Source organism: Metabacillus kandeliae (genome assembly GCF_021166585.1).
In the GTDB taxonomy this organism is placed as follows: Bacteria; Bacillota; Bacilli; order Bacillales; family Bacillaceae; genus Metabacillus_B; species Metabacillus_B kandeliae.
This window is the reverse complement of sequence record NZ_JAJOZE010000001.1, coordinates 625,516-637,965: the sequence shown is the minus strand read 5'-3', so window position 1 is coordinate 637,965 and position 12,450 is coordinate 625,516. Positions and strand designations below refer to the sequence as shown.

The window sequence follows — 12,450 nt, the reverse complement described above, 5'->3', positions numbered from 1 at the left end:
TTTCTAGAAAGAAAAGAACCCTGTATATGTTAAAGCATATCTAAAAACCGCTCAGAAATCACGTTTGTATCCTCTGGTGAGCGGCAAATAATTAAAATGGTATCGTCTCCGCAAATCGTTCCAAGGATTTCGTCCCAATCAAGGTTGTCAATCAATGCGCCGATTGCGTTGGCATTTCCCGGCAGGGTTTTCATAACGATCATATGTCCGGCGTGATCAATTTTTACAAAGGCTTCAATTAAGGACCTCTTAAGCTTGGCAAGCGGGTTAAACCGCTGATCAGCAGGAAGGCTGTATTTATACCGTCCGTCCATCATCGGGACTTTGACAAGGTGCAGCTCTTTAATATCCCTGGAAACAGTGGCCTGCGTAACATTGTAGCCGCCGTTTTTCAGGCAATCGACAAGCTCGTCCTGTGTCTCAATATCATTATGGGTAATGATTTCCCTGATTTTGATGTGTCTTTGCCCTTTATTCATACAGCACCCCTTAAGCATTAAACAGTTTTATATTTATTCATTGTTATTCATCCTGCTTTATCACTACCATGTTATATGAAAGCAAGCAAAATGTATATGCTTTCCCCTGCAAGATCTTAAAAATAGTATGTACCATAGAAAAAGGAATGACCGGGACCGATTCATTCCTTTTCCTGTAAATTTTTATGTTTCAATGTGTCATGTGCCTGCGTGACAATTGATTGTATTTCAGCTTGGGATGGAGCCTGACCTGGCTCTTGTTCTTTCTTCAGCTTAAGATGCAGCAAAAATTCAATATTTCCGTCTCCGCCTGTTATCGGAGAATAAGAAAGAGCCGTACAATCGAACCCTTCGGCTGCTGCAAAGGAGGTAATGTCCGAAAGCACTTTTTCATGCACTTTCCGGTCACGGACAATTCCCTTTTTGCCTACCTGATCCTTCCCTGCTTCAAACTGAGGCTTCACGAGTGCAAGACAATCGCCGCCTGGTACAAGAATGGTTTTCAGAACCGGCAGGATCAGTTTTAAAGAAATAAACGAAACATCAATTGTGGCAAACTCCGGGAGTCCTTCCTGAAAATCAGCAGGAACCGAATAGCGGAAATTAGTCCGTTCCATTTCAATAACCCTAGGATCCTTGCGCAGCTTCCAAGCGAGCTGGTTATAGCCGACATCTACCGCATAGGACTTTACAGCACCATTTTGAAGTGCGCAGTCTGTAAAGCCGCCTGTTGAAGAACCGATATCAATCATGATTTTATTTTCGACGGAAACGTCAAACTCTTTTAGTGCTTTTTCAAGCTTAAGGCCGCCGCGGCTGACATAGGGAAGCACATTGCCCTTAAGTGTCAGCGGAATATCTGCCGGGTGCTTTTCGCCTGGTTTGTCCAGCCGTTCTTCATTTGAATAAACAAGGCCTGCCATAACAGACCTTTTAGCTTTTTCTCTTGTTTCTGCAAGTCCTCTTTCGACAAGCAGAACATCCAGTCGTTCTTTCTTATTGCTCATTCTTACGCCCTTTTTTCTTTTAATGGAATCATCTTTTTCAAGATTTCAGCGGCATTTGCTGCTGTCAGCCCGATTTCTTCAAGCAGGCTTGAAACACTGCCGTGTTCAATAAAATGGTCTGGTATGCCAAGCCGTTCGATCACAGCGTTATGGAAATGATGCTCATGCGCAAATTCAAGCACAGCGCTTCCAAATCCTCCCTGCAGAACAGCTTCTTCTATTGTCATAATCGGAAGGTTTTCAGCAAAAATTTCTTTCAGCATTTTCTCGTCAAGCGGTTTGATAAACCTTGCATTAACAATCCGAACAGAAATATTCTGTTCTGCCAGGCGCTTTGCAGCTTCCTTCGCCAAACCGATCGTTGTGCCGAAAGTCAAAATGACTGCATCGTGACCTTCCTGTAGAACTTCCCATGTTCCTATCGGGATTTCCTTCAGTTCTTCATCCATTTTCACACCAAGCCCGTTGCCCCTTGGAAAACGCATCGCAATTGGTCCGCCGTCATATTTGACCGCTGTATTGACCATATGCTGGCCTTCGTTTTCATCCTTTGGCATCATCAGGACCATGTTCGGAAGATGACGCATAAAGGCTATATCAAATACACCCTGATGAGTTTCCCCATCAGCTCCGACAAGACCTGCTCTGTCAATACCAAAGAATACATTCAAATTCTGGCGGCAAACATCATGAACAAGCTGGTCATATGCCCGCTGAAGGAATGTGGAATATATCGCAAGAAATGGCTTCATGTTCTGTGTAGCAAGGCCGGCTGCCATCGTAACAGCATGCTGCTCAGCAATCCCGACGTCATACATTCTTTCAGGAAATTCGCTTGCAAAGCCTTCGAGCTTTGAACCAACCGGCATTGCAGGAGTAATGGCTACAATTCTTTTATCTGTTCTGGCAATTCTTCTTACCGTCTCACTGACAAGCCCGCTCCAAGAAGGTGCTGTTGCTTTTGGTTTTACAAAGTCTCCGGTGTCAATTTTGTACGGTCCAGTGCCATGCCATGTGCCGACTTTATCCGATTCCGCAGGAGTAAAGCCTTTCCCTTTTTTAGTGATCACATGAAGAAGCACAGGCCCTTTTGTTTTCTTGGCATAACGGAGGTTTTCCATCAAATCCTCATAGTTGTGCCCGTCAACAGGACCAAGATAAGTAAAACCAAGCTCTTCGAAAAATACGCCTGAGACAAGCAGGTACTTTAAGCTGTCCTTCACTCTTTCTGCCGTTGAAGCCAATGCCCCGCCAACAGCCGGAATTCTCTTCAGAAGCAGTTCAAGCTCATCCTTTACCCAGCGGTATTTGCCTGCTGTGCGCAGACGTCCGAGAACATTATGAAGGGCGCCGACATTTGGAGCAATCGACATTTCATTGTCATTTAGAACGACAACCATGTCTTTTTGTTCATGGCCAATGTGATTCAAGGCCTCAAGAGCCATTCCGCCTGTAAGGGCCCCATCGCCGATAATCGGCACAATGGTTTCGTCCGTTCCTTTTAAATCCCTTGCCACAACCATTCCCATTGCAGCAGAAAGGGAGGTGGAGCTGTGCCCTGTTTCCCAGACATCATGCTCGCTTTCGCTTCGCTTAGGAAAGCCGCAAAGGCCTTTATACTGGCGGAGTGTGTCAAATTCGCAAGCTCTCCCCGTAAGAATTTTGTGCACATAAGATTGATGCCCGACATCCCAGATAAACTTATCCTTCGGACTATCAAATACTTTATGCAGAGCAACGGTCAATTCAACAACACCTAAATTCGGACCAATATGTCCGCCTGTTGCAGAGAGCTTCTCGATTAAAAACTGCCGGATTTCGGCACTTAGATTTTCAAGTTCGCTAGTGGAAAGTTTTTTTAAGAACTTTGGATTTTTAATCGATAAAAGATCCAATTGGATCACTCACTTTCACTGTGAATTAATTGGTATGGCTAATGTTCGCTTTATAAGGGCTTTTCATGCCTCATTCGTATTTCTTCTCTTTTTTCTGGCAATATTTTGTTATAGCCTATCATAGCATTATTAAACCAAATAGCCATCTAAAAAACGGCCGGATTACGCTGCAGCCTGTTCTAAGGTACAGGATCAGCCTTATTTAATATAAAAAGACGCTGTTCTCATTATTGAACGGTAAATCAGCTTGTCCCATTATACCAATGGGTGATTTTTTTGCAACTCTGTATGAATGAAAAGGGGCCGCGCCTTACGGATCCAAACCTTCTCATTTGTCGAATTCCGTTTCGGGCGGGCGGTGAGTCTCCTCAGCGCCTTGTCGCCTGCCACTCCAATCAATAGGGTGTAAAAACATTCTTCTTTCCCATAGCCTATTAAAAAAGCCGCTAGCACAAATGTGATAACGGCTGTGTTATAAGCTATTACTCTTATCCAGCGTGGCCCATTTTGTATAGGCCCATTATATCACAAGCGAAAAAGCTGCTCAATTTCTGGATAGAATCTCAATAATCTCTGATGGCAACAAGCTCCAGAAGCTGTTCAAGCATCGTGTTTTCGAGAGAAAGCTCAGCGAGAACTTCCCTTCCCTTCTCTACTTGTTCAGCAAGCTTAGCCTTTGCCCCGTCAAGAGTCAGGAGTGCAGGATAGGTTGATTTATGGTTGGCTGTATCAGAGCCGACCGGTTTTCCAATTTGGTCTTCTATTCCTTCAATATCAAGAATGTCATCCTTAATTTGAAACGCAATGCCGAGGTGGAAGCCAAACTCCTCCAGCTTTTTCATTTCCAGGGGATCTGCACCAGCCAGTATTCCTCCTGCTTTTACACTGTATGCGAGGAGCTTTGCCGTTTTATGCTCATGAATATAGAGCAGTTCTTCTAAGTTCAATTTTTGGTTCTCTGCTTCCATATCGGCTGCCTGCCCGCCTACCATGCCTTCAGCGCCTGCTGCTTTGACAAGCTCTCTGATCAATTCAATCTTCATTAAAGGGGTAACCTTTTGATCAGGGTGTGAGGCAATTAAATCAAAACTCTGCGTCAGCAGTCCGTCACCGGAAAGAACGGCCATCGCCTCGCCAAAAACTTTATGATTTGTCGGCTTTCCTCTTCTGAGGTCATCATCATCCATGCACGGCAGATCATCGTGAATCAGAGAATAGGTATGAATCATTTCAATTGCACAGCCAACAGCCATGCCGGGGCTTTCGTCTTTTCCGAAAGAATGGAGTGTTGCCAAAAGAAGGATCGGCCTCAGTCTTTTGCCGCCTGCCTGCAGGGAATAGAGCATAGCTGACTTCAGATCTTCAGTAGTGTGCAGCTTTTGGAGATACAAGGGAAGCTGCTCCTCAATCTGGGCCTTTCTGGAGGCTAAATAGTCATTTAGCTCAAGCGCCATTGTTATTCCTCCTCCTGAATTTCAAAAGGTTCCAGCTCCCCGCCTTCGCGCAGGATGTAATCCATCTGTTTTTCTACTTTTTGAAGCTTTTCATGACAGAGCTTTGAAAGCTGCATGCCTTTTTGAAAATATTCAATGGCCTGCTCAAGAGGCACATCGCCTTCTTCAAGCTTGTCTACAATTCCTTCAAGTTTCTGGATGGCATCCTCAAAACTCATTTCGTCCTGTTTTTTTTCACTCATTGTTTCTTCTCTCCTTATCCCTGACTTCCGCATGAACATAACCGTCCTGAAGCATCACCTTAAGCCTGTCTCCCTCTTCTACCTGATCAAGCTTTTTAATAAGCTTCTCCTCTTTGTAAACGACACTGTAGCCCCGCTCCATAATAGCTAAAGGATTCAAAGCGTTCAGCTTGGCGAGGACGGCTGAAAAGCCTGTTTGCTTTTGGGAGATCGTGATTTGCATTTCTCTTTGAAGCTTGCGCTGCCATTGTTCAAAATCAGCTCTGCTTCTTTTAATCTGAGAGGAAGGATGAACTTGCTTCAGCCGGTTTTTAGACTGTAAATAGCGCTCCCTTTTTTTATCTGCCGCGCGAAGCGTTTCTTTTTGAAGTCTTTCAGTCAGCAAATCGAGCTGCTGCTCCTTTTGCTCATAAAGCTGCTTCGGGTATCTGAAAGCATAAGATTTTCTAAGCGACTGAAGCCTATCCTTCTGATGCGTCACTTTTTCCTGAATCGCCCGCATCAGCCTTGTTTCTCTGGCAGAAATCCGTTCAGCCAGCTCTGCAAAATGCGGCACAGCGAGTTCAGCGGCTGCCGTTGGTGTCGGTGCTCTCAAATCCGCAACAAAGTCGGCAATCGTAAAGTCAGTTTCATGCCCAACAGCTGAAATCAGCGGAATCCTTGATTGAAAAATGGCTTCTGCAACAATTTCTTCATTAAAGGCCCAAAGCTCTTCAATGGAACCGCCGCCGCGCCCGACAATCAGTACGTCCAAATCATTCAGATTATTTGCTTGTTGAATGGCTGAGGCTACTGATCGTCCTGCCTGGACTCCCTGCACAAGGGCAGGGATGAGGATCACCTTCGCCATTGGAAAACGCCTGTTGATGGTTGTAAGAATATCCCTGATCGCCGCGCCTGTAGGAGAGGTAATCACTCCTACCTGCCGCGGAAAGGCAGGGATCGTTTTTTTATGCTTTTCATCAAAATAGCCTTTTTGCTGCAGCTTCTTTTTCAGCTCTTCATAGGCAAGATACAGGCTGCCGATTCCGTCAGGCTGCATTTCCTTCGCATAGATCTGATATTGTCCGCTCGCTTCATAAACACTGATTTCTCCCCTGAGCATCACCTTCATGCCGTTTTCCGGCCTGAATTTCAGTGATTTATTCTGGCTTGAAAACATGACGCCAAGAATGCGGGCATCTTCGTCCTTCAGTGTAAAATAAATATGGCCTCTGCTATGTATTTTCACATTGGAGAGCTCGCCTTTAACCCAGATATCATGCAAATGGGGATCAACGTCAAACTTTCGCTTAATGTATTTTGTCAATGCCCGGACAGTGACATATTTCACTTCACTCAAACCTTCACTACCCCGTTTCTTGTCAGGCTTTCATTTTTCCCGCTTCAATCATTTTTGCAGCCTTCACTGTATTATCTGCAAGCATGGTAATGGTCATTGGTCCGACGCCACCAGGAACAGGTGTGATAAAACCTGCTTGTTCTTTTGCTTCATCAAACAGAACATCTCCGGTCAGCTTGCCGCTATCAAGCCTGTTCATGCCCACATCAATAACAGCTGCCCCTTTTTTCACATCAGAACCTTTAATGAGGTTAGCCCTTCCGATAGCTACTATTAAAATGTCAGCCTGCTTCGTATAGTAAGACAGATCGGCTGTTTTGGAATGGCAGGTGGTGACTGTTGCATTCTCCTTCAGAAGAAGCTGGGCAATTGGCTTTCCGACGATATTGCTTCTGCCGACGACAACTGCGTGCTTGCCTGAAAGCTGAACGCCTTCAATCTTCAGCATTTCAATAATGCCGGCAGGTGTGCAGGAAACAAGCCCCTCCTGCCCTGTTACAAGCTTGCCGACGTTGATGGGATGAAAGCCGTCCACATCTTTTTCAGGAAGGATCCGGTCAATAACATGCAGCTCATTAATATGTGCCGGAAGCGGAAGCTGCACGAGAATCCCATGAAAACGGTCATCCTGGTTATATTGATCAATAACCTCCAGCAGAAAATCCTCAGATATATTTCCCGAAAAATGCTCCAGCTTAAAGAGCAGTCCAATTTCTTCGGCTGCTTTTTGTTTTCCTTTTATGTATGAGAGAGAAGCCGGGCTGTCACCGACCAGAATAATGGCAAGTCCGGGGCAGATCCCCTTTTCCTTTAAAGATTCCACTTCAAGAGCAAGCTCTGACCGCTTTTGCTTAGAAATTTCTTTCCCGTTAATTATTTTGGCTGTCATGCCCCAACCTCCCTGATTTATTTTTCCAACGCTTTTTTTACATTCGATAAAACGCCGTTCACAAACTTGGCGGAATGATCATCACCATAGGATTTGGCCAGTTCGATTCCCTCATCGATGGACACATTCACAGGAATATCTTCTTCAAAAGCCATCTCATAGACGGCAAGCCTTAAAATGGCCCTGTCCACATTTGCAATCCGCTCCAGCGTCCAATTTACAAGCTGAGGTTTAATATACTCATCAATACGGCTTTGATTTTCCAGTGTTCCAAATACAAGTCTTTCTGTAAAAAGATCTGGAGTTATTTCTTCAAATACATGCTTAATCGCTTCTACAGGGTCTATTTCGCTTACATCGATTTGAAAAAGCGCCTGCAGTGCCTTTTCCCTTGCCGCTCTTCTGTTCATTTCATTGCTCCTTTTATGTACTGATCCCTCTATATGGAATCTATTCTTCGGATTCTCTTGAACCTAATAGTGAAATCATAACATATTTCCCTTTCTTAATCATCCGAAAAAAATAGCCTATCTGCTCTATAACCGAATAAAATTAAGTTTTTAATTACCAATATTCGTTTTTCTCTGTAAGCGGATTTTTCTTTCCCTTTAAGCCTTGCCAAAAACGGATGGCCTTATGAGGGAAAAAAATAAGCCGCCAAAGGCGGCTTAGCTTTTTTTTACATTTCTTGATCTACTTCAATTTCAGAAGTTTTTGTTTCAAATACAATCGCTACAACATGAACATTGATCTCTTTGATTTCAAGAGCTGTCATTGTCAAAAGCGCCTGGCGGATATTGTCCTGTATTCCCTGTGCAACTGTCGGGATGGATACGCCGAAGTTCATGGCACAATAAATATCAATTGAAATTCCGTCTTCAGACAAATCGACTTTAACACCTTTACCATGGTTCTTCTTCCCAAGACGCTCAACAACGCCTGACGCAAAATTGCCGCGCATGCTGGATACGCCTTCTACCTCTGAAGCTGCAATCCCAGCAATAACTTCAATCACTTCTGGAGCGATTTCCACTTTGCCAAGCATGCTGTCGTCCTGATTCATTTCCAAAATTTTATTTTCCTTCAAGGCATTGCACCTCCAAAAAATATTAGGAATCCATAATTGGATGCAGTTCTAAAAACTTCGTATTGAAATCACCGCTCTTGAACGTTTCATTATTAAGCAGGCGCAGATGGAATGGAATGGTTGTATGAACGCCATCAATGACAAACTCGCTGAGCGCTCTTTTCATTCTTGAAATAGCTTCTTCCCTCGTAGCCCCATAAGTGATCAGTTTCGCAATCATGGAATCGTAATAAGGCGGGATGGTATAGCCTGGATAAGCAGCAGAATCCACCCTTACACCGAGACCCCCTGGAGGAAGATACATTTCAATCTTTCCTGCGGAAGGCATGAAGTTTTTCGCTGGATTTTCTGCATTGATGCGGCATTCGATCGCCCATCCGTTAAACGTTACTTCTTCCTGTGTCAGCGACAAATGTTCGCCTGATGCCACTCTGATCTGCTCTTTAATAAGATCTGTTCCGGTTACCATTTCTGTTACCGGATGCTCCACCTGGATGCGGGTATTCATTTCCATAAAATAATAAGACTGCTTATTATGGTCATAAATGAATTCAACCGTACCGGCTCCTGTATACTGCACGGCTTCTGCTGCCTTTACCGCTGCATCGCCCATCTTTTCCCTGATCTCAGGGGTGAGGGCTGGTGATGGCGTTTCTTCAAGCAGCTTTTGGAGCCGGCGCTGGATCGAACAGTCACGCTCGCCAAGATGAATGGTATTGCCATGGGAATCAGCCAAAACCTGAATTTCCACATGACGAAAATCTTCAATGTACTTTTCTAGATAAACCCCTGGATTTCCAAAAGCGGTTGCCGCTTCCTGCTGGGTAATGCGGATCCCTTTTTCCAGGTCCTCTTCGTTTCTCGCAATGCGGATGCCTTTGCCGCCTCCGCCTGCTGTAGCTTTAATGATAACAGGGTATTCGATTTTTTCAGCAATTTCCAGGGCTTCCTTGACATCTTTGATAATGCCGTTAGAGCCAGGAACAATCGGTACGCCTGCCTGTTTCATTGTTTCGCGGGCAACGTCTTTCGTTCCCATTTTCGAAATCGCTTCAGGGCTTGGCCCTACAAAAATGATGTTGCATTCCCGGCACAGCTCTGCAAAATCAGCGTTTTCCGCTAAAAATCCATAGCCAGGGTGAATGGCATCACTTCCTGTAAGGTTCGCAACACTGATGATGTTCGTGAAGTTCAAATAACTGTCTTTTGAAGCGGTTGGTCCGATGCAGTATGCTTCATCTGCCAGCTGGACATGCAATGCTTCCCTGTCCGCCTCGGAAAAGACCGCTACCGTTTCAATGCCGAGCTCTTTGCATGCCCGGATAATCCTAACGGCAATTTCTCCTCTGTTTGCAATTAGCAGCTTCCTGATCAATTGACTCGCTCCTTATTCCGGCTTAACCTTGAACAGCGGCTGGCCATATTCAACCAGCTGGCCGTTTTCGGCTAACACTTCGACAATTTCGCCTTTTGTTTCTGCTTCAATTTCATTGAACAATTTCATCGCTTCCACTATGCAGACAACCGTATTTTCTTTTACCTTCGAACCTTCAGATACATAAGCATCAGCATCAGGCGATGAGGAAGCATAAAAAGTTCCTACCATCGGAGATGTGATTGTTACTGTGTTCTCTGCAGCCGGCTCACTTGCTTCTGCCGCCTTCTTTTCAGGCTCTGCTGCTTGAGGTGCTTGAGCCACTGGCTCTTGCTGAACAGCAGACTGTACAGGTCTCTCAGCAGGAATTTGCGTCATTGTGCTGACTTGCGCTGCGAGCTCTCCGCCTTTTTTCAGGGAAAGCTTTGCTCCTTCATTTTCGTATGTAAATTCATCAATGGAGGACTGATCAATCAATTTGATCAATTCTCTAATCTCTTGGATTTTCAGCATGTACGGCACCCCTTAAGTAATGTTGTAGCTGTATGATCTCAGCATAAACAGATATCATCTGCTCTATGTACACCATATTCATCTTACGATAGTTTGCTTGATAAATTCAATAGATATGTGCAAGCCTGACTATTTCCGTCATCTAATGTTTTATTATAAAGGAAGCCGGAGAAAAAATAAAACGCTTTCAGCAGCCTGCTTTATGAAACAAAAAAAAACGCCTGGCGGTATCAGCTGCCAGACGGTTAAACATTGCCTTCTAAATAAATTCTATCTTCCGGCCCATTCTACTTAGCCGGTTCAAAATTAACGGCTACATCCTCCATATTGCTCAGCTCGCCTCTGACGAGCATTAAAATATCATTGGCTGCCTCAGCAGATTGCTTATCTGCTTTCACCGTGATTCTTACTTTTCCTCCATCAATTCTGACAAGTGCATCATCATAGTTTTTGGATTTGATCAGTTTTTCAAGGAGAGATTCTTTATCAGCTGTATCTGACATCACCTTCAATTCGCTGTACGCTTCATTTTTTCTGTCAATCGGCGCATTGCTGGCGATGGTATCTTTCAGTTCTTCTTCTCTAGCACTTCTGGCGTCTTCCTGCTCCATCCGGATGGAAGTGAATAGATCGTCATCCTGTACAGTAGAGACAGAGCTGCCGTCTTTTGCTGTTTCTTGACCGTCTTTACTTTTTGCTTTTGCTGCTTCCTGCTTTTCACCGGCTTTCCCGGTTTCTTTCTTTTCAGCCTGCTTCCCATTGGATACAGCCGCTTCATTGCTCGCGCCATCCGGTGAAGTAATATAGTAAACGGATAGTACGACAACCAGGCTCAGCATTGTTAATAGCCAAACGGTTTGTTTTTTCAGCATCACTTATGAATCCCCCTTTGTTTTCTTCGGCAAAACAGCAACTCTGTAGCTCGGCACGCCAAGCGACCTTGTTACCGCTTCAATAATAATTTGCTTTATTTGAACGTTGTCTGCTCCTTTTGCAACAACGAGTACTCCCCTGATTTCAGGTTTTTTCTCCTGCAGCACAAATGGCGCTTCCTTGTCTCCGGTTTTAATAATGACTGTCTGTTCTTCTCCGGATTGATCTTCTACTTTGCGCTTTCCGCCTTCTTTATCTGTTTCTTCTGTTGTCTGGTCCTGGGTTGTGCGATTTTTGTCCAGCACCTTCAGAGAGGATGCATCAACATTCACAACGACTGTTGCATCATCAACCCCAGCAATATGATCAAGGGCTTCCTTCAGCTGATTTTCGTAATCTTTTTCGTAGTTTTTGATGATTCCGCCGCCGCTGTCATCCTGCTGTTTGAAAACTTCTTTCTCTGTTTCAGCAGCAGCAGGAGCACTGCCTGCAGAAAGTGCCTGTTCCTTTGGCTGGCCGCCAAGAAACAAGTTTCCGATCAGCATGCAGGCAAGTCCAATTCCGAGTACAAGAAGAAAATACTGATATTTCGGCCTTGCTTTTCCGTCTGCATCGGCATTTTTTTTCAAGATTTCCTGCAGGTGATCCTTCCAAGTCTTCTTTTCACTCATTTCGTGCCGTGCTGCCTCCTTCCATCCGGACTGTTATCTTTTTTTGATCCAGCTGCCATGTCTTTGAGAGGAAACGGATAACATCCTGAATTTTTGCTTCGTCCGCCGTTTCAGCAGTTTTTTTAGTCTGATGCGTATCAATATCAATCCTCTGGATGGCAGGAACGGCTTTTTCTTCTTCTTTCATGATCACTTCTGCTTTCTCTACATCTTTTTCGGACTGGATTTTTTCTGCATCGCCTGCAGCCGTGAGACTGATGGCTGCAATTTCTGTCCCATAGTTCTTTTTCAGCTCTTTCTGAGCCATTTTTTTCATTTGGACAGCCATTTGTTCTAAAATATATGCACGCTCACTGGCTTGTATTTCTTTTTTTTGCACTTCCAGCGAACTTTTTACCGGATCCTCCCCTGAAGAGGACTGAAATTGAAACTCCCTTATGACTTGATTCATATCTTTTGAGAAGAATTTAAATACAGGTGTAAGGATAACCGTAATAAGCAGAAGGCCTATAACCACTTTGGCGTATTTTTGCATCGAAGAGCTCGGAAGCAAGAGATCAATCACAATAGCCAAAAGGATAAACAAAATAATATTTGTTACCCAGCCTGTTAAAAATGCCATG

General features: G+C 44.4%; 14 protein-coding genes. All 14 read right to left on the bottom strand.

Annotated elements, in window-relative coordinates; all coding sequences use genetic code 11:
* Nucleotides 1–29: 29 nt before the first annotated feature.
* On the bottom strand, nt 30–479 hold the full coding sequence (gene ahrC / locus LRR81_RS03155; RefSeq protein WP_231787831.1) for a transcriptional regulator AhrC/ArgR: 450 nt from the start codon (nt 477–479) through the stop codon (nt 30–32).
* A 161-nt stretch (nt 480–640) separates the two neighbouring features.
* A complete protein-coding gene (locus tag LRR81_RS03150) occupies nt 641–1,486 on the bottom strand; it encodes a TlyA family RNA methyltransferase (protein WP_231787830.1) in 846 nt (281 codons plus the stop codon).
* Between the two features lie 2 nt (nt 1,487–1,488).
* Entirely contained in the window at nt 1,489–3,381 is a 1,893-nt protein-coding gene (gene dxs / locus LRR81_RS03145; RefSeq protein ID WP_231788604.1) for a 1-deoxy-D-xylulose-5-phosphate synthase, read from the bottom strand.
* A 563-nt stretch (nt 3,382–3,944) separates the two neighbouring features.
* Nucleotides 3,945–4,835, bottom strand: a complete 891-nt coding sequence (locus LRR81_RS03140) for a polyprenyl synthetase family protein (protein ID WP_231787829.1) — start codon at nt 4,833–4,835, stop codon at nt 3,945–3,947.
* A 2-nt stretch (nt 4,836–4,837) separates the two neighbouring features.
* Nucleotides 4,838–5,077, bottom strand: coding sequence for an exodeoxyribonuclease VII small subunit (locus LRR81_RS03135; RefSeq protein ID WP_231787828.1), 240 nt, complete (start codon nt 5,075–5,077; stop codon nt 4,838–4,840).
* Complete coding sequence (xseA, locus tag LRR81_RS03130) at nt 5,070–6,419, bottom strand: exodeoxyribonuclease VII large subunit (protein ID WP_231787827.1); 1,350 nt, start codon at nt 6,417–6,419, stop codon at nt 5,070–5,072. Before xseA ends, LRR81_RS03135 begins: the two co-directional genes overlap by 8 nt.
* Before the next feature lie 22 nt (nt 6,420–6,441).
* Nucleotides 6,442–7,308, bottom strand: a complete 867-nt coding sequence (gene folD, locus LRR81_RS03125) for a bifunctional methylenetetrahydrofolate dehydrogenase/methenyltetrahydrofolate cyclohydrolase FolD (RefSeq protein ID WP_231787826.1) — start codon at nt 7,306–7,308, stop codon at nt 6,442–6,444.
* A 17-nt stretch (nt 7,309–7,325) separates the two neighbouring features.
* Entirely contained in the window at nt 7,326–7,718 is a 393-nt protein-coding gene (gene nusB, locus LRR81_RS03120) for a transcription antitermination factor NusB (RefSeq protein WP_231787825.1), read from the bottom strand.
* A gap of 269 nt (nt 7,719–7,987) precedes the next feature.
* Nucleotides 7,988–8,395, bottom strand: a complete 408-nt coding sequence (locus tag LRR81_RS03115) for an Asp23/Gls24 family envelope stress response protein (RefSeq protein ID WP_231787824.1) — start codon at nt 8,393–8,395, stop codon at nt 7,988–7,990.
* Nucleotides 8,396–8,417: 22 nt separating this feature from the next.
* Nucleotides 8,418–9,770: an acetyl-CoA carboxylase biotin carboxylase subunit gene (gene accC, locus LRR81_RS03110; RefSeq protein ID WP_231787823.1), complete on the bottom strand. Its 1,353-nt coding sequence runs from the start codon at nt 9,768–9,770 to the stop codon at nt 8,418–8,420.
* 12 nt (nt 9,771–9,782) lie between these two features.
* Entirely contained in the window at nt 9,783–10,283 is a 501-nt protein-coding gene (accB, locus tag LRR81_RS03105; RefSeq protein ID WP_231787822.1) for an acetyl-CoA carboxylase biotin carboxyl carrier protein, read from the bottom strand.
* 287 nt (nt 10,284–10,570) lie between these two features.
* Nucleotides 10,571–11,155, bottom strand: coding sequence for a SpoIIIAH-like family protein (locus LRR81_RS03100; protein ID WP_231788603.1), 585 nt, complete (start codon nt 11,153–11,155; stop codon nt 10,571–10,573).
* Nucleotides 11,156–11,158: 3 nt separating this feature from the next.
* Nucleotides 11,159–11,827, bottom strand: coding sequence for a stage III sporulation protein AG (spoIIIAG, locus tag LRR81_RS03095; RefSeq protein ID WP_231787821.1), 669 nt, complete (start codon nt 11,825–11,827; stop codon nt 11,159–11,161).
* Entirely contained in the window at nt 11,820–12,449 is a 630-nt protein-coding gene (spoIIIAF, locus tag LRR81_RS03090) for a stage III sporulation protein AF (protein ID WP_231787820.1), read from the bottom strand. Before spoIIIAF ends, spoIIIAG begins: the two co-directional genes overlap by 8 nt.
* Nucleotide 12,450: the final 1 nt, after the last annotated feature.

Bases quoted from the DNA above. Each gene is read 5' to 3' on its own strand.
- spoIIIAG (WP_231787821.1), bottom strand. From the start codon at position 11,827: ATGAGTGAAAAGAAGACTTGGAAGGATCACCTGCAGGAAATCTTGAAA.
- LRR81_RS03140 (WP_231787829.1), bottom strand. From the start codon at position 4,835: ATGGCGCTTGAGCTAAATGACTATTTAGCCTCCAGAAAGGCCCAGATT.
- folD (WP_231787826.1), bottom strand. From the start codon at position 7,308: ATGACAGCCAAAATAATTAACGGGAAAGAAATTTCTAAGCAAAAGCGG.
- nusB (WP_231787825.1), bottom strand. From the start codon at position 7,718: ATGAACAGAAGAGCGGCAAGGGAAAAGGCACTGCAGGCGCTTTTTCAA.
- spoIIIAF (WP_231787820.1), bottom strand. From the start codon at position 12,449: ATGGCATTTTTAACAGGCTGGGTAACAAATATTATTTTGTTTATCCTT.
- accB (WP_231787822.1), bottom strand. From the start codon at position 10,283: ATGCTGAAAATCCAAGAGATTAGAGAATTGATCAAATTGATTGATCAG.
- LRR81_RS03135 (WP_231787828.1), bottom strand. From the start codon at position 5,077: ATGAGTGAAAAAAAACAGGACGAAATGAGTTTTGAGGATGCCATCCAG.
- LRR81_RS03100 (WP_231788603.1), bottom strand. From the start codon at position 11,155: ATGCTGAAAAAACAAACCGTTTGGCTATTAACAATGCTGAGCCTGGTT.
- LRR81_RS03150 (WP_231787830.1), bottom strand. From the start codon at position 1,486: ATGAGCAATAAGAAAGAACGACTGGATGTTCTGCTTGTCGAAAGAGGA.
- ahrC (WP_231787831.1), bottom strand. From the start codon at position 479: ATGAATAAAGGGCAAAGACACATCAAAATCAGGGAAATCATTACCCAT.